Here is a 19,945-nt window from a genome sequence, read left to right as displayed (position 1 = left end):
GTCGGCCTGTTCAGCCGATCTGCGAGGTAATGCCGAAGCTGAAGATGTAGAGGGCCGGAGAGGTGTGGTTCCCGATGGGCGCGCCGAAGCCATACAGCACATTGTTCGCACACGTGGGGTTATCAATGTGGGTCGTCACCCCCCACGTGTTCGAGATGAGCCATACGTCGCCATCTGGGGCGACCACGAGGTCCATCGAGTCCGCGTTCCCCATCCAGAAGGGCTGGTCGTTGCTCCCTCGCCGATCCGAGAAGAGCTGCAAAGTCGGGCCAGAATCGAAGGGGACTCGCGAGTCCAGCTGCCCTGCCGGGTTCTTCCGCATCATTCCGAGCCAATTCGTCCAGCCCTCCGAGGACGAGTATCCCACGAGCTGGTTCGATTGCATCGAGACGTACGAATAGGTCACATAGCGGTTGGCGTCCGGACCAGTGACGAACTGGAAGAAGGGGGACAGGAACGCCTGGCAATTGGCCTCGGCGGTGCCGGCGAGCAGAGACGTCATCACGCAGCATGCGGCCACAAGACTCGGACGAAGAGCAAACAAGGTGCAAACCTCCAGGAAGGACCACGTTGGGATGACCCCAGTGGCGGTTGTCGCCACCGAGGCGTGACTTCCTGGCCTTCATACGCCGCACAGGGTGATGGGAGCGTGACAACGCCAGCCCAGGTCTTGCGCTCCTACTCCCCTCCTCGAGAACCGGCTTCTCGCAGGAACTCGAGCGCGTTGAAGCGCGGGTGGAAGCCAGCTCGGCCTCCGCGCGGGAGATGACGTAGACCCGGTCCAGGCGCGAGGGTAGGGCAATGCCCCGCCGGGCGAGCAGCTCGGCCACCTCCGGGGCCCGGCGGCGGGACACCTTCCAGGGCAGCGACCTGGAGCCGGATGGAAGCCCTCGGCCCAACGGCTCCTTCGAGCTGCGCCGCGTGTCGCGCGTCACGCAACACGCTCACGACTTCCACCGAAAGGTGGAGACCCAGATTAGCGGGAAGCTCAGTTCCTGAAGCTCCAGGAATGGGAAGGAGGGGTTACGCGGATCGCGAAGCGAGTAGACCTTGCCCTCGATCACCCATCTGCCGGCGTCGCAGCGCCACTCCGCATCCACAGCAATGGATGCAACGGAGAGGAGCTGCTCGCGCACTGATGTCTCTGGGGAGCAAGGGCGCGCGTTACAGAGGGGAGACGCCTGGAACCTCCGAGGCCTCTCCCGCCTGCTCGCTGGGCCTGGGGCCGCACCCCGCATTTAATTCATGGCATGGATCTCAGTGAACCGTTCTGAGTCCTGCAATACCTTGTTCTCCTGGGTCACCAGATCATAAACACCGGTGATGGGATGACCCGTGCTGTCTTCCGCGAGATAGTAAACACGATTTTCACTCGTCGAAATAGAAGTGACGTTATAGCCTGACAAGATGAAGACAGGATTGGGCTCACCTCGTTTGACGACAGTCACCTTGCTGAGCTCGCGCACGATGAAATAGTCACCGGTCTTATGCAGCACGGAATTCGAGCTGCAACTCATGCACGGGGAGCCGGGTTGGAATCCGTATTCATTGACAAGTGTGAGGCCACCGTGAACGTCAATTTCACCGAGATAAAAAAGGTTGAAGTCGCTTCCCAGCCCCTGAGCAAGCACCACGGCTCCGTTCTCACTGCGTACGCCCTCATGGTTCAACGCGCGGACGTCACCTTCCGTGCGCTCGCCGGTGGCCATGTCGATCACTGTCTTGGGTTGGCAATCATCAATCACCGCGTGGGTGGCATCCAAAGCCATGACATGCGGACCGTTACAGCTCATGACGTTGTAGCGCACACCGTTAACAGTGTTGAGGATCTGGTGAATGGACCTGTCACTGATAATGGCAAAGTTGCCAGACATGGTGTCCACGAGCGGACGGGTGAGCGTGGTTTGTATTGGCTCCAACGTCAAGGTCGACTTTCTAAGCACTGTGCTGGTGACAAATACAACATCGCCGTTATCGTTTTCCCCAATGAATCTCCCGATGTTCGCTGGGAGTTCGCCGGAGGTGTTGTCAGACTTTACATAGAAAGTCCGGAGGTCATCCGTTCCTGTGGCACGAGTCGTGACTATCATGCCCCAGGAGATTGCATTGACACTCACCACTTCCGTTCCTTCAAGTACGGGAGTGACATCGCCATTCGCTTCAATCTTGAAAAGGTTTGATTCCGCAGCCTTTGAACGCTCGGAACTGATGCCCTGCTGGCTATAGAGAAGAGCCTTTGCACCCTTGAGGTTGAAGGTCAGGTCCTTGGATCCAGCGCCTTCATCACTGCAGGAGATGACAACGGCAGAAAGAACAAGAAGTGAGGCAAGAGTCTTTTTCATGAGTGTAAGCAAAGGTAGGTCACAAAGGTGAGGGAGTGACTCTAGCCAGAGCGCCGGATGCGAGACTTGAACGAAACGCAGATTCCAGATTCGGCCTGGGCTCCAGGCCTGATCCAACCCTTCGGGACTTCTTCAATTCGGTACGTGCTCTTGGAGCAGGCTCAGGTGGCGCCTCGCGCAGGACGCCGCTGAGCCGCCTCGGGACACACGTCCGGCTATCGGGCGGAAAGGGAGACTGTGTCGACGTCCAGGTAGGCCGGAACACTGTGGGACGTGTGGATGTCGGCGGCCACGGCGAAGATGACGTGGTCGGTTCCGGGTTGCAGGTTGAGGCTCCAGCTTTCAGCGCGGTGCAGATAGTTGTTCCAGCTCCACCCGGTCGGTGTGTAGGCAGGTCCCCGGGTGATGAGCAGGAGCTGACCCGCGCTGTTGTACTCGTGGATCTCGGGCCGGACCGAGGAGAGGGTCGAGCGGAAGAAGAAGTTCACGTACAGGCGTGTCTTGCCCGCGACGCTGCCGCCCCGGGTCGCCATCCACACGGTGCCCTCCGTTGGAGCGAGGACCGTGATGCGCCCATACGCATCCCCCGTCGCCGTGTCCCAGTACGTATGGCCGCAAGAAAAGGTGTGGGTCACGTCAGGAGTGCTCCACCAGTTGGCCGGAGTGGTGCAGGACGCATTCCCCATGTCGAAATTGACGTTCCCCAACGCCATCTCCTGCGCGATGGCGCCCAACACCGCCTTGGGGGAGTGCATGTCGGGCGTGACCGGGGTGCCCGCCGCGGGAGGGGTGGGATTGGCGTAGATCAGGCCATAGGTCTGATGGTTGGCGATCCGGTGGGGGGTGAAGTCGGTGAACATCCAGTGCACGTAGGCGAAGAACTGGGGCTGATTCTTGGCCGCCTGGATCGTCCAGATGACGCACTCTTTCTGCGCATCCTCATGGCCCTGCGTGGACTTGTGCACCTGATTGTTCGTGGTGGCATCATAGGGTGTTGGGAGCCCAAACGACCCCAGCAGGATCTGCGGCCGCGTGAGAGACGAAGCGCTCTTGCCCAACGCCGCCAGCAGTTCGTCGAACCTCGCCTGGAGCGAGGTTCCGATGTCCTCCGGACAAGGGTTGCTCAGCCCGTTGTTCACGTTTGCGCCACCGATTGTGTTGAACGTCACGAAGTCGAAGTGGCGCTGGGGAACCCTCGTGTCAATCACCTGGGCCTTAAGCGCCGCCGCATCCACGGGGATGTGCAGGAGCGAGACCCCCCGCTTGCCCGCGGGTACCGTCGAGTGGTCATACAGATAGGCGATGTACTGCCAGACAATCCCTCCACGGAGAGAGCCGCTGGCTTCGTCGATGAAGTCATAGAACCGCACCTTGTGGGCGAAGGGGCTCAGTTCCGCCGCATCTGCCAGCGCCGACACCCAGTTTCTGGAATCCTCGGCGAATGCTTCAAAGTTACCCGAGTAGGCCGAGTCCCAGTAATACGGGCCCGTGCACCCCTCCACGCCCGGCGTCCTGGGACACTCCTTGAGGTAGGTGTTATCCAGGCCGATGTAGATATCGAACCCCCTGCTGCCCATCAGCGCGATCAGGTCTCGCAGGTTGTTCTTGTAGGCCTCGCTGACGGAGACGGTCCCTCCCGTCCCCGCGGTTGGATTGAGCGAGTAGCCACACTCCGCCCCGGGCCAGAACATCAACCGGATCGCACCCACGCCCAGGGAGGCGAGATGGTCCAGATCCTTCTCCACGATCGGCTTGAGACGAGGCCAGTGGGTCTCCGTCAACGCATTACACGAGTACTCTTGCGGCCAGTAGTGCATCCCGAAGGTGCCCGCCATGGACGAGGACCCGGAGAGCAACAGCAGGAGCATGAGGAATGGCCGGAAATACCGGGCGAAAGCACCGCAGCGGAGGGACGTAGGGATTGATGCTTTTGTCATGGAGTCGGTTCACCACTGAAGAACAGATGCGGGTACGGCCCGGGAATGGCCCCGGGTTCGCGGCCAAGACATACCGGATGTAGAGGTGTTTTGGATCCTGTTGGCGCCCGTCTCGCGCCTGGCTCAGGGTTTCGGGCTCGCCAGCAGTCCCTGTCAGAGGACTCAATACGCGGGATTGGAGCCGGAAGGAGACTCGTCTACGTCATCGCGAAGCGTTGAGGATGTGTCGGTAGAAGCGCCATTCGGCATCCAGGGCGTGGGCCAGGTTCGCCGCCTGGCGGAAGCCATGGCGCTCCTGTGGGTAGAAATGTCCCTCGGCCTGCACGCCCCGGCTTTTCAGTGCCTGCAACATGTCGCGGGTCTGCTGCGGTACCACCACGGCATCCAGCTCGCCCTGGAAGAAGATCACCGGCACCTCGATGCGCTCGGCATGCAATAGCGGCGTACGTGCGCGGTAGCGCTCGGCGTCACGCTCGGGGTTGCCGATCAGCCAGTCGAGGTAATCGCCTTCGAACTTGTGCGTCACCCGGCCCAGGGCCAGGGGATCGCTGACGCCGTACAGACTGGCGCCACCGCGAAATACCTTGTGGAACGCCAGCGCGCAGAGCGTGGTGTAGCCGCCAGAGCTGCCGCCGCGGATGAAGGCCTTGCCGCCGTCGACCAGGCCTTGCTCGGCCAGGTAGCCGACCACGGCGCAGGCATCTTCGACGTCCACCACGCCCCATTGCTCATGGAGCTTTTCACGGTAGGCGCGGCCATGGTTGCTGCTGCCGCGGTAGTTCAGGTCGGCGACGGCGAAGCCGCGCTGGGTCCAGTACTGGATGCGCGCATCGAATACCGGATAGCAGGCCGAGGTCGGCCCGCCATGGATGAACACCACCAGCGGCGGACGGCTGTCCTCGCCGCAGGCGGGATAGAAGAAGCCATGGGCGGTTTCGCCGCCGCTGGGGTAGTGAATCGGCTGCGGACGGCTGATGCACTCGGCGGGCAGGGGCAATTCGCCGCCTGCGATGACCTGAGCGCTGCAGGTCTGGCGGTCGATCGCCAGCACCGCCGGGGTGCTGATCGACGAGGCGACGATGGCGTAGAAATAGCGGGTGTCCAGGTCCAGGCTTCGGAAACGGGTGTAGCCGCAGCTGAAATCCCGCGGGCGATCTTCTTCTCCACACAGGCTCAGGCGGCCGAAGCCGTCCTCGAACCAGGTGGCCAGGTAGCGCTCGCCGTCCAGCGGTGCCCAGGTGCTACCACTGCCCTGCCAGGGCGCCGGGGCGTGATCGGCCGGCATCGCTGGCAGCGCGGCCCAGCCTTCAGCGGTTTCCATCCAGGGTTGCCAGTAGCCGTTGCGGTCGGACAGGCAGCCGAGCCGGCCATCGGTGGTGAAACGCGGTTGCTGCAGGGATTCGGCCTGCGCGCCGTCGCCGGCCACGCACCGCAGGTCGCTGTAGCCGCCATCGGCCTGGCGTCGAAGCGTGCACAGCCGCGTGCGCGTCCAGGGCTGCTGGGGGCGCTGCCATTCGATCCAGGCCAGGCGCTCGCCGTCCGCACTCTGCACGGGCGCGGCATAGAAGTCGGCGCCTTCAGCCAGGACAAGGCGTTCGCCGCCTTCCAGGCCGATGGCCACCAAGCGGTGTTCCACCGCGCCTTCGGCATGGGTCTCCTCGACGGCCAGCACCACGCCGCGCCCCTGGCGCAGGTCGCCATAGCGCCGCTCGCCCCGGGTCAGCGCAACCGGCTCGCCGCCGTCGAGCGGCTGGCGATAGAGCTGCTGGTCCGCCTCGTTGACGAACACCAGCCAGTCCGGCCCCAGGCAGAAGGCGCCGCCGCCGTACTCGTAGACCCGGCTGCGCACGCTGAAGCCCTCCGGCGTCAGGCAGCGTGGCTTGTCACCGTCGCGCCAGCGCCAGATTCGGCAGCGGGCGTCCTGGGGACGGAACTCGTTGTAGTACAGCCCTCCGGGGCCGACCCGCAGTTCGGCGAAGTCGGTGGCGGCGGCAACGGCCTGGGCGGCGCTGAAGGATTCAGCCCTTCTTGGTGAGGAGGCGCGAGTTTCGTTCATTACGAAATGTCAGTTGTCCTATGCCCACGGTAGCCGAGATGGTGTCAAAGAACTCGAAAGAGTTCGAAACGGAGGGCTCGGGGAAACGCGGTCTGGACGGGTAAAGCTACCGAGCCCAAGTCTTTCTGAGGACTTGTAGCTGGCCCGGCAGGGTGCATTGGGCCTCGCGGGCCGCACGCAAGGGGAGGGGATGGGCTGGCCGCTGAGGATGTTCCAGGAGGAGGGCTTCTATTTCGGCTCCTCCACCTTCGCGGCAAAGGACGGGCTCTCCTCCTCCGGCTCCGGTTTCGCCCCTGCTTGGGGGAGCCCCCATTCCGCCTATGCTCAGTGCTCTACATCGCAGAAGTGAGTCGTCGCCGCTCCGTGTCTGCTGGGGCATAAGCGGTGCTCTCTCTTTCGAGGAGGCCAGCCGGATGTTTCGACGAATGGTGGTGATCGGACTTGTTGCCATGGGGGTGACGGCGTGGGCTGCGGAGTCGTCGCCTCCACCGTCCAAGCCGCAAGGACCGAGCCCTTCACGCAGTGGCCATCTGCCCATCAACGGCTTGAAGCTCTACTACGAAGTGTACGGAGAGCTGGGCAAGTCCAAGACAGCTCCGTTGCTGTTGATTCCTGGGGCTTTCCTATCCACCGACTCAATGAAGCCTTGGGTGGCGGCCTTCGCTGAGAAGCGTCCGGTGATTGTTTTTGATCAACAGGGCCACGGTCGAACCGCGGACACGTCGCGGAAGATGTCTTACGAGCAGTTCGGCGATGACGCTGCGGCATTGCTGAGGGCCCTGAAGGTGGAGCGCGCGGATGTGATGGGCTACTCCCAAGGTGGAGGGGTGGCGCTGCAGCTGGCGTTGCGTCACCCCACGCTCGTCAACAAGCTCGTCTCGCTGTCCGCCACCTATCGTAAGGACGGTTGGTACCCTGCGGTGTTCAAGGCGATTGGGGGCCTGAGCGCCGAGGTGTTCGCAGGCTCTCCAATCGAAGCTGCGTTCAAGAAGCACACGGCTGATCCCAAGGCATTCGAGGCCTACATCGAGAAGATGAAGGTGTTGAACATCAATGACCAGAACATCACCGACGCTCAGATGCGCGCCATTCCAGCCAAGACGATGGTCATCGTGGGTGATGCGGATGGCGTGAAGCTGGAACACGCGGTGGCGATGTTCAAGCTGCGGGGCGGAGGCGATGAGGAAGCGGCCGCGACTGGGATGCTCACGAAGGTTCCTGCGGCGCGGTTGGTGATCCTCCCCGCGACCTCTCATATTGGGATCTCAGGGGAGGTGAAGGTACTCGAATCGATGGTGACGCCTTTCTTGGAGGACGCGCCTCCCGCCAACCCCTCTCTTTGGTAGTTAAGGCGAAGGCTGAGCTTGTCGCTGAACGGGCATCCTGGGCGCTGCAGCTCAGCTCGCCCCGGGTCAGCGCAACCGGCTCGCCGCCGTCGAGCGGCTGGCGGTAGAGCTGCTGGTCCGCCTCGTTGACGAACACCAGCCAGTCCGGCCCCAGGCAGAAGGCGCCGCCGCCGTACTCGTAGACCCAGCTGCGCACGCTGAAGCCCTCCGGCGTCAGGCAGCGCGGCTTTCACCGTCGCGCCAGCGCCAGATCCGGCAGCGGGCGTCCTGGGGACGCAACTCGTTGTAGTACAGCCCTCCGGGGCCGACCCGCAGTTCGGCGAAGTCGGTGGCGGCGGCAACGGCCTGGGCGGCGCTGAAGGATTCAGCCCTTCTTGGTGAAGAGGCGCGAGTTTCGTTCATTACGAAATGTCAGTTGTCCTATGCCCGCGGTGGCGGTTCCGGCTTCTTCGCGGGCCTTGAGAATGATGTCGTGGCGTGGAGACTTGCCGCACACCGGATCGGTGTTGCTGGCATCGCCCGTCAGCATGAAGGCCTGGCAACGGCAGCCGCCGAAGTCTTTTTCCTTTTCGTCACAGGAACGGCACGGCTCGGGCATCCACTCGTAGCCGCGGAAGCGGTTGAAGCCGAAGGAGTCGTACCAGATGTGGTGCAGGCTGTGATCGCGCACATTGGGGAACGCCACCGGCAGCTGGCGCGCGCCATGGCACGGCAGCGCGGTGCCGTCCGGGGTAATGGTCAGGAACATGCTGCCCCAGCCTTTCATGCAGGCCTTGGGCCGCTCTTCGTAATAGTCGGGAGTGACGAAGATCAGCTTGACCGGTTTGCCCTCGGCGGCGAGCCTGGCGCGATATTCGTTGGTGATGCGTTCGGCGCGCTCGAGCTGTTCGCGGGTCGGTAGCAGGCCGACGCGGTTGAGCTGGGCCCAGCCGTAGAACTGACAGGTGGCCAGCTCGACGAAATCCGCCTCCAGTGCCACGCACAACTCGATGATGCGATCGATGCTATCGATGTTGTGCCGGTGGGTGACGAAGTTCAGCACCATGGGGTAGCCATGGGCCTTGACCATGCGCGCCATCTCGAGCTTCTGGTCGAAGGCTTTCTTCGACCCTGCGAGCATGTTGTTGACCTGCGCGTCGCTGGCCTGGAAGGAAATCTGGATGTGGTCCAGCCCCGCGTCCTTGAAGGCGCGGATCTTCTGCTCGGTCAGGCCGATGCCGGAGGTGATCAGGTTGGTGTAGTAACCCAGGCGCCGGGCCTCGCCGATCAGTTCGGCCAGGTCCTGGCGTACCAGGGGTTCGCCACCGGAGAAGCCCAGCTGCGCCGCGCCCATCTCGCGGCCCTGGCGCAGCACGGAAAACCACTCTTCGGTGGTCAGCTCCTTGCCCTGGGCGGCGAAGTCCAGGGGGTTGGAGCAGTAGGGGCACTGCAGCGGGCAGCGGTAGGTGAGCTCGGCGAGCAGCCAGAGCGGCAGGCCGACGGCGGGCTTCGGCGGGATTTCAGCCAAGTTCGATCCAGTGCTGTGCACGGGCGACCTCCATGAATTGCTCGACGTCTTCACCGAGCTCGGGGACGCCGGGGTACCGCTGGTCCAATTCGTCGATGATCGCCTGCACGGAGCGGGCGCCGTTGATCAGACCGCCGATGGCGGCGGCGCTCTCGTTGAGCTTGATCATCCCTTCAGGATAGAGCAGGACGTGAGCTTTCTGGGCTGGCTCGTACTGGTAACGATAGCCGTGACGCCAGCGGGGCGTCTGGTTGCGATCGAAACTCATAGGGTGATCCCCTTGTGCCAGACGCGCTGGTGGGTAACGGAGTGGTAGGGCGGGCGGTTCAGCTCGTAGGCCATGCTCATGGCGTCGAGCATGGTCCAGAGGATATCCAGCTTGAACTGCAGGATCTCCAGCATGCGCTGCTGGCCCTCGTAGGTGGTGTAGTGAGCGAGGGTGATCGCCAGGCCGTGCTCGACGTCGCGCCGGGCCTGGCCCAGGCGGGTGCGGAAGTACTCGTAGCCGGCCGGATCGATCCATGGGTAGTGCCGAGGCCAGGTGTCCAGGCGCGACTGGTGGATCTGCGGGGCGAACAGCTCGGTCAGCGAGCTGCTGGCCGCTTCCTGCCAGCTGGCGCGGCGGGCGAAGTTGACGTAGGCGTCGACCGCGAAGCGCACGCCGGGCAGCACCAGTTCCTGGGAGCGCAGCTGGTCGGGATCCAGGCCCACGGCCTGACCGAGGCGGAGCCAGGCCTCGATGCCGCCGTCCTGGCCAGGGGCGCCGTCGTGATCGAGCAGGCGCTGGATCCACTCGCGGCGGATCTCCCGGTCCGGACAGTTGGCCAGGATCGCGGCATCCTTCATCGGGATGTTGACCTGGTAGTAGAAGCGGTTGGCGACCCAGCCCTGGATCTGCTCGCGGGTCGCGCGGCCTTCGTACATCGCCACGTGATAGGGGTGGTGGATGTGGTAGTAGGCGCCCTTGGCGCGCAGGGCCTGCTCGAATTCGGCGCGGGTCAGCGGTGTCTTGTCGCTCATGGTCACTCCTACAGCTCGATGCTCATGCCGTCGAAGGCGACTTCCACGCCCCGGCGCTCGAGCTCGGCACGCTCGGGCGAGTCTTCGTCGAGGATGGGGTTGGTGTTGTTGATGTGGATCAGCACCTTGCGCGGCTTCTCGAAGCCGTCGAGCAGTTCCAGCATGCCGCCGGGACCGTCCTGGCACAGGTGGCCCATCTCGCGGCCGGTACGGGTGCCGACGCCGCGGCGCCGCATCTCGTCGTCCGACCACAGCGTGCCGTCGACCAGCAGGCAGTCGGCGTCGGCCATGCGCTGCTTGAGCGCGTTGTCGACCTGGTACAGGCCAGGCGCATAGAACAGCTTGCCGCCCGTGCGCAGGTCCTCGACCACCAGGCCCAGGTTGTCGCCCGGGTGCGGGTCGAAACGGTGCGGCGAATAGGGCGGCGCGGCGCTGCGCAGCGGGAAGGGGGTGAACTTCAGGTTCGGGCAGGCTTCGATGGTGAAGCTGCCTTCGAGCTCGATGCGGTTCCACTGAAGGCCACCGTTCCAGTGGCTGAGCATCTTGAACAGCGGGAAGCCCGTGGTCAGATCCTGGTGGACCATGTCGGTGCACCAGACCTGATGCGGGCAGCCTTCGCGCAGGCTCAAGAGGCCGGTGGTGTGGTCGATCTGGCTGTCGAGCAGGATGATCGCACTGATCCCGGTGTCGCGTAGGGCCCTGGCCGGTTGCATCGGTGCGAAGGACTGCAATTGAGCGCGAATGTCGGGCGAGGCGTTGCACAGGATCCAGTGCACGCCGTCATCGGACAGGGCAATGGAGGACTGGGTGCGGGCCTGGGCGCGCAGGGTACCGTCGCGGTAGCCCTTACAGTTGGCGCAGTTGCAGTTCCACTGCGGAAAACCGCCGCCGGCGGCGGATCCTAGAATCTGAATGTACATGACCACTCAATCGTGCGGCGGCTGAAACAAAAACGCCCCGGCTGACCGAGGCGTTGGACTGCAGGGCTGCTCAGCGGTTGGAGACGTACATGGTGACTTCGAAGCCGATGCGCAGGTCGGTGTAAGCAGGCTTGGTCCACATAGGAGATGCTCCTTCTAAGGGTGGTTGCAACTTCGGCCTTCACATTCAGGCCAGCTCCAGGTGGAGATGTCCCGATGCTTGGGCCGTATGTTACTAAATTGCCCACACAGCGGACTCAAATCTTATTGATGATCCTTGTATATTCCTGGCAACAGTCATACTGCCTCATACCAGGACCCACCCGGGCAAGGCCCGGTCGCCAGCGCGGTCCAGCTCACCTGACTGTCCAGAAGCCGATGAGCCGCCTCGACCAGCGTCGGCCCATCCAGTTGACCGACCCATTCTCTCAACATGTTGGAATAATCCGACGAATGGCCGGCCAATCTTCCTTGCCACTGCATCTCAAGTCGCTGCGTTAGCCCGAGGTTGCCGCCGTCGAGGCTGTCGGCCAGTGCCACGCATTGCTCGCGCAGGCTTGTCCCTGGCCATTGCGCGAGGCGCTCGGGCAGGGCCTCGAGGAATTCGGCGATGTGCCCCCACAAGGCCGCGCAGTCGCTGCCGGGCGACTGCACCCCGAACAACAGTCCGGGGCGGCCGGCCAGCTGGCGGAATGCGCTGAACACCGCATAGCCCAACTGGAGCTCGGTTCGCAGGCGCTGGTAGAACGGCGCCTGGAGCAACTGGGCGAGTGCGCGCCAGGCCACGTCGTCCTGGATCGACAGGCTCGGCGCCGGACACCACAACAGCAGTGCATGCTCGTCCGAACCGCAGGCTACCTGACTCCAGGTGGCTCGGTCGGGCAGTATGGACGGCTGGAGGAGCTCGTTCGAGGCGCTGCCCGGCAAGCGCGCGGCCACGGCGTCGAGGGCGAGCCGGTCGGCATCGTCGAAGCCCAGCACCAGACCATCCCAGCGCGCCTGCTGCCACAGCCGTTGCAGCGCTTCGGGGTGCAGCTCGCTGCTGTCGTTGCGAGCCGGGCGGTGGTGGCCCAGGCCATGCTCGGGCCACAGGGCGAGCAGCTCGCGGATCGGCACCTGCTGGCGCGGGGGGGGGCTGGCCTGGCGCCAGCTCTCCGGTGTCGGGCGTTGCAGTAATTCCACGGCCTGTTCGAGGATCGCCGGGAGGGGCTCGCGTACGCCGCACAGGCGCAATTGCCAGTCCGGACCCAGGCGTGAGAATTCCAGTTGCACGCCAGCCTGGCGGGCTTCTTCGCCGAGCCGGCGCAGGCTGGCGTCAAGCATGTGCCACAGCGCGGCGTGATGCCGGTTGGCCAGGCGCCAGCGCAGGTGCACGGCGCCCTCCAGGCCGCGATTCGGTTCGTGCTCGCCCTGCTCCAGGGCCGCGATTCGCGGGCTGGCCTGGGTCGGCCGACACTGGCCGCGCAGGAAACGGTTGCGCGGCGGCATGCGCCAGGGACCGAATGGCGGCAGCCGGGGCGGTTCGTCCAGCGCCTTGGCGCCGGGCGCGAGCAGTGACTGGGGTGTGAAACGTTCGAGCAATGCCCGCAGGGCCAGGACGGCTTCGTCCGGCAGTTCCGAAAGTTGTCCATGGGCCAGGCGCCGGGCCAGCTCCAGCGCACCCTCGGTCTGCGACTGGCGGCTGCGCAGCAGGCGATACTCCTCGCGCAGGGGCTCCCAATCGGCATGGGACTGGAAGTACTCCAGCCAGTCGAAGCACAGTGCCTGGGCCGCCGCCCGGGATTGCTGTCCGGCTTCGGTCAGCTGCACTTCGAAGTTGACCAGGGCCTGGTCGGCGTACTGGTACAGCGGACTCAGCGACAGGCTCTGGGCCCAGCCCAGGCGTCGCAGTTCAGCCAGCAGGCCGCCGGGATGGGCGGATCCGGCCCACAGCTCCAGGAAACGCAGCGCCTCGTCCGTGCCGGGCGGCAGGCTGTCGCAGGCGAAAAGCAGGTTGAGCCGCTGCGGGTCACTGGCCGGCGGCGCCTCGCCCGGATCGCCCAGCAGCGTCTCCACAGGAGCATTGGCCCTGCGCGGACCCGCGGCCAGTGCGGCATCGGCGTCCCTGGCCAGCCCCGCGAGAATCCGCAGCGGCTGCGGCCCGACCAATTGCAAGGTCATCTGCCCGGTGCGGTAGTAGCGCTGATGGAAATCGTGTAGCGCCTGCTGGAACTCGGGGCTGGCCACCGGCAGGGTGTCGCGGTTGCCGGCATGGAAGGCGCGCAGCGGATGGCGGGCCGAGACCCCGCCGGCCAGGCGGAACAGGTGCTGGGCCTGGGCATCGCGCGACCAGGCGATGAACTCTGCATGCAGCACTTCGCGCTCGCGTTGCTGGTCTTCGATGGCCAGGCGCGGCCGGGCGAGCATGTCGCACAGCCGCTCCAGGCCCTCGCCGAACACCGCCTGGGGCAACTCGAAGAAATAGTCGGTGGTGCGTTCGCTGGTGCGCGCGTTGACCTGTCCACCATGGCGCTGGACGAAGGCCATCAACCCTTGTTCGCGCGGGAAGCGCTCCGTGCCGAGGAACACCAGGTGCTCGAGGAAGTGCGCCAGCCCCGGCCACTGTGCGTCGACGTCGTGGCTGCCGGCCTCGACCCGCAGCCAGGCGGCGGCACGACGCAGGCGGGGCTCATGGCGCAGGCGCACGCGCAAGCCATAGGCGAGGACAAGGCTTTCGCGGCTCTGGTCGCTGGATTCGGTCATGGTGGTTCCCGGCAGAAATGGATCGACCTCGACGAAGCGTCAGGCAAGCCCGCTCCTACACGGCCACAATCTGCAGATCCACCTCTCCTTGTGTGGGTGGCGGGAGCACCTGCTTGGGGGCGCTCGAGTCCCGTATTCCTCGGGCGCTCGTGGTGCCGACTCGCGGGGCACCGCAAAAAAGTTGATGAGCGAGTTCGGGTTCAGAAATCCCGAATCGCATCCATCACGGAGAGGAGGAGCTCCCGGTTCAGGGGCTCGGCGGAGGTGCCTCTGGATTCACGGAGCTTGTCGTCCACCGCGTCGAAGATGCCGACCAGCGCGGTATAGATGTGCTCTCGCTCCTCCGTGTAGATGAACGTGTTTCGCGCATCCAGCTTGTTGAAGCCCTCGGTGTATGCCGAGACGATGGGGGTGAGCGCGGCCACGAGGGACGAAGGGGACACGCTCTCCTCGGACGCGGCCTTGAGCGCCGCGGACCGTGCCTGCTTGTAGAGCGCCGCAGCCTTCTTGGCCTGCGCCGGGGTGATGTTGTCGGCCCCGTCCCAGATGCGAAAGGGATTGTCCAGGTTCTCCGCCAGCCATTCCGCCTTTCGCGGCTGGCGCACGGACAGGTCCAGGCCCTGGTGTGCCGCGGCCTTGTAGGCCTTCTTCACGTGGGCCGCGACGTCGGCGGGGATGCTGGTCAACCAGAGCATTCCCAGCTGGGGGAGTCGGTCTGGGCCGGGAAACTCCTCGGGCGACATTCCAAACATGTCACTCAAGGTCAGCGTGTGCAGGGCAGGCAAGGCAGTCAGCTCCGCGAGATTCCGCACATAGCCAGGGGCCCCCCAGAGTCGCAGCTCGGACAGGTTCGGGAATCGTCGCGCGATGCTCGCGGCATCCACTTCCCGCGCGGGATTCACATGCAGGCTGCCCAGGGCCTTCAGCCCGGACCCGGCTATCACCGGGTCGTTGACGAGAAGGGTCAGCTGGCTTCCATCGGCCTCGGCGTGAATCTTCAGCTCGGGGGCGGCCGTGCCGAGCAGGGTCAAGGAATTCAATCCCTCGTTGAGAAAGAGCTCCTGGACGCCTGTCACATCCAACGAGAGCCGGGACAGTCGAGCGCCTCGCAGGTCCACGACGCGCTCACCGTGGTTTTGCACCACCGACTCATAGACAAAGGGGCGTCGTCGGATGAAGTCGAACAGGCCGGGGATGGGGGCGTCGGCGTTGACGGACGTCAGGATGGGCAGGACCTCGAACACCGAGAGCTGAGGGGCCGCGGTAAGGACCTCCGTATCGAGTCGCTGGGTCGAACGGCTCAGCTCGATGTCGCCCACCTTGAGCACCACCGTCTTGTCGCGGGAGGCCGCCACCTGCTTGAAGAGGTCTCGCTCGGCTCGGGGAATGGCCTCCCATTGCCGCTGGCTCCAGATGGAATCGCCAGAAGGCCAGCCGCTGTAGCTGTTGACGTCCTCGACCACGAGGGGCGGCCGGTGTCCCACGAGGGTGTATTCGCGCGGAACCTCGGCGCGCGCCCAGACGTGCACACGGTGGTCATTCCAGAAGAAGAAGTTGAAGTTCGCGGGCGCCATCGCCGCCACCGCCGCGGCGTCAGGAAGCGCGGTTCCGACCCAGTCCAGGGCCAGCAGCGAGACCCACTCGCTCTTTCCTTCGACCTTCAGGCCTGTCACTTGGACCGCAGTGTAGCCGGCGAGGCGAGCGTTGTAGACAGCGAGGATGTCTCCGGGCAAGGGCTTCATGTTCGGGCGAATCCGTGAGCGAGGTGAGCTGCGCGAGTCTACGCCACGACACGTGTATCACCCGCTCGGCTTGCGCTGTTGACAGCCCGTGACGGCCAGCACCTGCGCCACCGAGCTACCGAGCTTCACCCCGAAGATGTTCGAGCACCTACGTAGGAGGGCAGGAGCTCGGCCAACTCTTCGATGAGGGTGGACTTCCCCGCGCGATGCGTGCCGGAGATCGCGATTCGCATGCACAAGTGCTCTAGCAGTGGACTCCCGACCGCGTCAGCCTGGAATGCGGAGAGGCATCTCCTCCCGTCGGTGAAGTGAGCGCGTTCGAGCGCTCCCACGTGACGTCCATCACTGTGTCAGGGTCGTTGACGCCTCCCGCCAGGGCCATGGCCGTCACATTTCTTTCGGGCCTTGTCTATCTGAGTGAAGGGAAACGAAGTTCCGAAAGGTAGTACGCAATGTCGTCCTTCTCCACCTTTGCCGTCGTCACCCTCGGAGCAGTCCTGGTGGCCGCACCTGTCACGAGCGCCATCGCCGGCTCCGCGAATCTGGTCGGACGCGACGTCGAGTTTGCGTTCAGCGAGGGCCAGCCGGTGGGCTATGTGTTCCCCGCCGGCACGATGTTCACCCATACCGGAACGGCAGGCAGCGGCGTGGTGGCAACCGCGCTGTACGCCAACGGTGGCGTGTTGAAGGTCGCCGCCGGTCGGGGCACTGGCAACCTCGCGGTCGCGGCACCCGCGCACATCTCGACCGCGACCGAGACGCCGAAGAGCGCCGTGATCCGGGTGTCCAACGCTGGCACGACGGATCATCTCGATCCCGGGACGGGAAATTTCTCATTCGGTGCGGACTTCGCCCTCAACACCGCGTCGGCCACCGCGGGCAGCAAGGACGACGGCGACAACCTCATCCAGCGTGGCCTGGCCTCATCGGCCACCCAGTACAAGATCCAGATCGATGGCGGGAAGCCTACCTGCGTCCTGCGCCAGCAAGCCACGACGGTCACCGCCAAGGCCACCCAGGTGCTCGAACGCAGCCTATGGTACCGCGCCGTGTGCAACCGGACGACGACCGGCGGGGTGACAACGGTGACGTTGACGGTCACCCGCCTCAGCGACGGCACCGTGGTCCCAGCCGAGGCGGGGACGGGACCGGCTCTTGATCTCAGCATCGCCACGACCGTGCCGCTCTCGCTCGGCGGTAAGATCAACAATTCCGGGACTCTCGTGCTGTCCTCCACTGACCAGTTCAACGGCAGGATCGACAACGCATTCCTGGACCTGCCCTGAGTCGAACCCGCGGAGCAGGGATGACGCACTTGAGCACCGCATCCGTGAAGCGCTCGAACAGCACCTCGCGCCCCTTGGGGATCTCAGCCCTTCGCTCGCGCCACGGCGATGGCGCAGAAGCTGGTGAGGCGGTGCGGCTCCGAGTCCTTCGGAGCCTGCGCGAAGTAGCGTGCTGCCATCGCGTCCGCATTTATCACCTCCTCGAGCCCGAAGCCGTGCTGCTCCAGGAAGCCCGGCAGTTCCTCCGGGTCCAGGCCAAAGACGAAGGGCTCGCCCTTGCTCTGCACGTAGCGGCGCTGCTGCTGGGCGCCAAAGGAGGTGTCGCGGCCCTCCACGATGCCGCGGTGGATATGGTCGAAGATGATGGCGCTGGCCGGCCCCGACCGCTCGCGGACGAAGCGCAGCACCAGCTCCACGGCCGACTGCTGCAGGTAGTACGTCACTCCCTCCCAGAGGAAGGCCGTCCTGGCCGAGGTCGAATAGCCTGCCTGGGTGAGGCGCTCCTCGAGGGAGTCCCGCTCGAAGTCCACCTGGACGTAGGCGACCTCCGGCGGCAGCGAGCCGAAGAGGTGCTTCACCTTGGCCTGCTTCAGCTGCGAGGTGGCCGGCGCGTCCACCTCGAAGACGCGGGCCGCCGCTGCACGCAGCGTCTCGGCGAAGCGGTAGGCGCGCGTGTCGTAGCCGGCGCCGAGCACCACCACCTGCTGTGCGCCGCCTTGCAGCTCCCGCTGGACGAAATCATCGATGGCCCAGGTGCGCGCACCCACCAGGGCGTACGCCCCCGGCATCAGCTTCGCGTAGAGCTTCAGCGCTTTTCGCCGCAGAGGCTCCAATGAAACGAGCAGCTTCAGCGGCGCGGAAAGAAAGTGGATGGCCACGTGATCGGGCCCCCGCAGCGCTGGCTCGCGGTGCATCGATGCCCGGGCCAGCGCTGCCAGCTCCGCGGTTCGACTTGCTTTCTTCGTCATCCTATGTCGCTCAGCAATCGAATACAAACCAGCACACATGATTGCGCAGCCGCTGGTCGTCAAGCACAAGCTCCCGGATTTCGTCTGGAAGCTGCTTACGCTGCCATTGGCATTCCCGGCGGCCGGCTTGTTCACGCTTAGCTTCAGGAGCTGCAGCTTGCACGGCCCTGATCGCATAGGCCGCCGCGCCCAACTCATGCGCTGCCACGTGAGCCACTGCTACAGCCTGCCCAGCCGCGTAGGCCGCAAGCTTTGCCGCGCCGGACACCTCTCTGGCGGCGGCATTGGCAACAAAAGCAGCCTTGTGGGCTTGGCGCATTGTAATCTCGCCTCGTGTCCAGGCGCGAGCCAGCTCGATTGCCTGGCGCGGCCGCCCATCTTCAGGTTGTGCTTCTTCAAAGAAATGCAGTACATGCTCCGCGCATGTGGCAGCCCATAGTGCAAGAAGGTGGTGATTTGCATCGCTCAAGGTGCCGCCACGACGAACGGTAATAAATCTAGGATCGCGAGGTTTAGTGAAAATAGGCATCTACAATGACTCTACTGCAAAGACAAGTTGGCCGAAAGCCACAAACGAGTCGAACTCATGCTCCCCAAGCCGGGGCCGAGGCCGAGGCCGGAGGAGGAGAGCCCAGGCGCTGGCACTATGGACCGGAGACCTCGGCCTCGCCTGCTGTGAATCCCCCGGGCCGTCTGGCGGCCCGGGCCCGGGCGAGGAGTCTCGTTACTTCCGCTTGATCCGGAACGAAGAGGTGCGATCGTTGAAGTTGTGCGTCACCAGGTTGGGGACATCACAACCACACCCCAGACCATTTCCGCCGAAATTGATGTCGTTGAACAAGGTGAACTCGAAGCCGGGGCTCACCTTGACCGAGGAGATGCGGTCGTTCCATTGCGTCCCGACCCAGGAGCTGTCGCTGGTCGCGCAGAAGCTCTCGCCCTTGTAGTCGATGTCAGAGTAGAAGCAGACTCCGGTGGTCGCGCCGCCGTAGATGGCGCGAATGGCCTCGAGGTCGCCAGGGGTGAAGGTGTTGACGCGGTCGTTGCCAACCCACTCCGGCGGAAAGCCATTCTTGGGAACGTAATCCCAACGGCCATTCACGAAGTAATTGCGGTAGTGCATCATCGACTCGAAGTCATACGCTCCAATGGGCGTGCCCGCCGACCCCCAGTCGATGGCGTTCTGGCTGCCGCCCGCGTTGACGATGACCCAGTTATCGCGGTCTTGACGCACCTGCTCGTGCGCCAACCCGACAGCGTGGCCGAGCTCGTGCCGGGCGGGGTTCACACCGCAGCCGTTGCCCAGCGACAAGTCCTGCCGTCCCCCGATCTTGCCGACGTAGCTCCAACACCCGTCGCCGGTGATGATTCGAACGTAATCGGCCTGGTTGGTCCGAGGCACCCAGCGGATGGAGGTCTTCGCGTGGTAGTCGGCCTTGGCGCCCTCGAAGGCCGTACGCGTCGCCGCCGACGCGGCGGGATCGATCTCGTACGGAATCACCCCCCCTGGCCACTTCTGACCGTTGGCGTTGACGATGCCAGAGCCCATGGCCCTGACTCGCGCTTCACCATCCAGCTCCAACAGCACCTGCTTGTCCGCGCTGAGCACCTGCGTGCCGGAGACCTGGCCGATCACCTGGTCGCCGACAAAGGCGTAGTCGCCCTTGAGCACCGCCGTGACGGGGTCTTTCAGGCCGGCCAACCGCACCTGGAACGACTGGCCTTTGGGGTACTGTGAGTTGTACACGGCGTCGTTTTCCAACTCGCGCTCGTGCTCCGTTGCCGCCTCTTGATCTCCACACGCGGAGCTCAACAACCCCAAGGCAAGAAAAGCCGCATGACGCATTCCACGGTTGAACATTTTGCCTCCTTCAAGTTGCGCGATACGGCGCGTCGCCTCGAGTGCAGGCCACGCACCTTCTCGAACCCTTTGCCGCTACAGAGGCAAGAACTGGCTCAGCCGGGTTAAACGAACAATAAACGCTTATTCCGCAAAAACGTCATAATTGGTTTGTTTGATCTCTTGGAAATTTTTATTTGGGGCTGAGCGTGGGCCTGACGGTCTGGAAGGCCTGTGAG

General features: G+C 64.3%; 17 protein-coding genes. 3 read left to right on the top strand and 14 right to left on the bottom strand.

From position 1 onward, the window contains the following. Positions 1-10 precede the first annotated feature (10 nt). On the bottom strand, positions 11-502 hold the full coding sequence (locus F0U60_RS33070) for a hypothetical protein (RefSeq protein ID WP_395805919.1): 492 nt from the start codon (positions 500-502) through the stop codon (positions 11-13). A gap of 299 nt (positions 503-801) precedes the next feature. Between F0U60_RS33070 and F0U60_RS33065 the strand changes: the two genes are divergently transcribed. Beyond that, entirely contained in the window at positions 802-999 is a 198-nt protein-coding gene (locus F0U60_RS33065; RefSeq protein ID WP_395805917.1) for a hypothetical protein, read from the top strand. Positions 1,000-1,238: 239 nt separating this feature from the next. Here the strand turns inward: F0U60_RS33065 and F0U60_RS33060 are convergent, their stop codons facing one another. The 3 genes from F0U60_RS33060 to F0U60_RS33050 all read right to left on the bottom strand — a co-directional run bounded on the left by F0U60_RS33060 (position 1,239) and on the right by F0U60_RS33050 (position 6,335). After that, positions 1,239-2,342, bottom strand: coding sequence for a hypothetical protein (locus F0U60_RS33060; protein ID WP_395805915.1), 1,104 nt, complete (start codon positions 2,340-2,342; stop codon positions 1,239-1,241). Between the two features lie 215 nt (positions 2,343-2,557). Continuing rightward, entirely contained in the window at positions 2,558-4,279 is a 1,722-nt protein-coding gene (locus F0U60_RS33055; RefSeq protein ID WP_395805913.1) for a hypothetical protein, read from the bottom strand. Between the two features lie 202 nt (positions 4,280-4,481). After that, on the bottom strand, positions 4,482-6,335 hold the full coding sequence (locus F0U60_RS33050; protein WP_395805911.1) for a S9 family peptidase: 1,854 nt from the start codon (positions 6,333-6,335) through the stop codon (positions 4,482-4,484). A gap of 545 nt (positions 6,336-6,880) precedes the next feature. Here F0U60_RS33050 and F0U60_RS33045 point away from each other — a divergent pair. After that, entirely contained in the window at positions 6,881-7,681 is an 801-nt protein-coding gene (locus tag F0U60_RS33045; RefSeq protein WP_395805909.1) for an alpha/beta fold hydrolase, read from the top strand. Positions 7,682-8,045: 364 nt separating this feature from the next. On the opposite strand, the gene pqqE is transcribed toward F0U60_RS33045, so the two are convergent. The 7 genes from pqqE to F0U60_RS33010 all read right to left on the bottom strand — a co-directional run bounded on the left by pqqE (position 8,046) and on the right by F0U60_RS33010 (position 15,612). Then, positions 8,046-9,209 carry a pyrroloquinoline quinone biosynthesis protein PqqE gene (gene pqqE / locus F0U60_RS33040; RefSeq protein WP_395805907.1) on the bottom strand — a complete coding sequence of 388 codons (1,164 nt, stop codon included), beginning with the start codon at positions 9,207-9,209 and terminating at the stop codon, positions 8,046-8,048. Further along, complete coding sequence (pqqD, locus tag F0U60_RS33035) at positions 9,181-9,456, bottom strand: pyrroloquinoline quinone biosynthesis peptide chaperone PqqD (RefSeq protein ID WP_395805905.1); 276 nt, start codon at positions 9,454-9,456, stop codon at positions 9,181-9,183. The genes pqqE and pqqD overlap by 29 nt, the downstream gene beginning before the upstream one ends. After that, positions 9,453-10,208, bottom strand: a complete 756-nt coding sequence (pqqC, locus tag F0U60_RS33030; protein ID WP_395805903.1) for a pyrroloquinoline-quinone synthase PqqC — start codon at positions 10,206-10,208, stop codon at positions 9,453-9,455. The genes pqqD and pqqC overlap by 4 nt, the downstream gene beginning before the upstream one ends. 8 nt (positions 10,209-10,216) lie before the next feature. Further along, positions 10,217-11,128: a pyrroloquinoline quinone biosynthesis protein PqqB gene (pqqB, locus tag F0U60_RS33025; RefSeq protein WP_395805901.1), complete on the bottom strand. Its 912-nt coding sequence runs from the start codon at positions 11,126-11,128 to the stop codon at positions 10,217-10,219. 70 nt (positions 11,129-11,198) lie between these two features. Beyond that, complete coding sequence (gene pqqA, locus F0U60_RS33020) at positions 11,199-11,270, bottom strand: pyrroloquinoline quinone precursor peptide PqqA (protein WP_071901850.1); 72 nt, start codon at positions 11,268-11,270, stop codon at positions 11,199-11,201. 155 nt (positions 11,271-11,425) lie between these two features. After that, positions 11,426-13,870: a pyrroloquinoline quinone biosynthesis protein PqqF gene (pqqF, locus tag F0U60_RS33015; RefSeq protein WP_395805899.1), complete on the bottom strand. Its 2,445-nt coding sequence runs from the start codon at positions 13,868-13,870 to the stop codon at positions 11,426-11,428. A 200-nt stretch (positions 13,871-14,070) separates the two neighbouring features. Continuing rightward, entirely contained in the window at positions 14,071-15,612 is a 1,542-nt protein-coding gene (locus F0U60_RS33010; RefSeq protein ID WP_395805897.1) for a gliding motility protein, read from the bottom strand. 452 nt (positions 15,613-16,064) lie between these two features. Between F0U60_RS33010 and F0U60_RS33005 the strand changes: the two genes are divergently transcribed. Continuing rightward, positions 16,065-16,898, top strand: a complete 834-nt coding sequence (locus F0U60_RS33005; protein WP_395805895.1) for a hypothetical protein — start codon at positions 16,065-16,067, stop codon at positions 16,896-16,898. Positions 16,899-16,981: 83 nt separating this feature from the next. Here F0U60_RS33005 and F0U60_RS33000 read toward each other — a convergent pair whose 3' ends face one another. The 3 genes from F0U60_RS33000 to F0U60_RS32990 all read right to left on the bottom strand — a co-directional run bounded on the left by F0U60_RS33000 (position 16,982) and on the right by F0U60_RS32990 (position 19,727). After that, positions 16,982-17,866: a class I SAM-dependent methyltransferase gene (locus tag F0U60_RS33000; RefSeq protein ID WP_395805893.1), complete on the bottom strand. Its 885-nt coding sequence runs from the start codon at positions 17,864-17,866 to the stop codon at positions 16,982-16,984. Positions 17,867-17,876: 10 nt separating this feature from the next. Continuing rightward, positions 17,877-18,395 carry a putative immunity protein gene (locus F0U60_RS32995; RefSeq protein WP_395805891.1) on the bottom strand — a complete coding sequence of 173 codons (519 nt, stop codon included), beginning with the start codon at positions 18,393-18,395 and terminating at the stop codon, positions 17,877-17,879. Positions 18,396-18,590: 195 nt separating this feature from the next. Continuing rightward, positions 18,591-19,727 (bottom strand): M12 family metallopeptidase, encoded by a 1,137-nt coding sequence (locus F0U60_RS32990; protein WP_395805889.1) that lies wholly within the window; start codon positions 19,725-19,727, stop codon positions 18,591-18,593. Positions 19,728-19,945: the final 218 nt, after the last annotated feature.

Source organism: Archangium minus, from assembly GCF_044360475.1.
GTDB lineage: Bacteria > Myxococcota > Myxococcia > Myxococcales > Myxococcaceae > Archangium > Archangium minus.
Note: the sequence above shows the minus strand (reverse complement) of the source record. Positions and strands in the feature narration are given on the sequence as shown.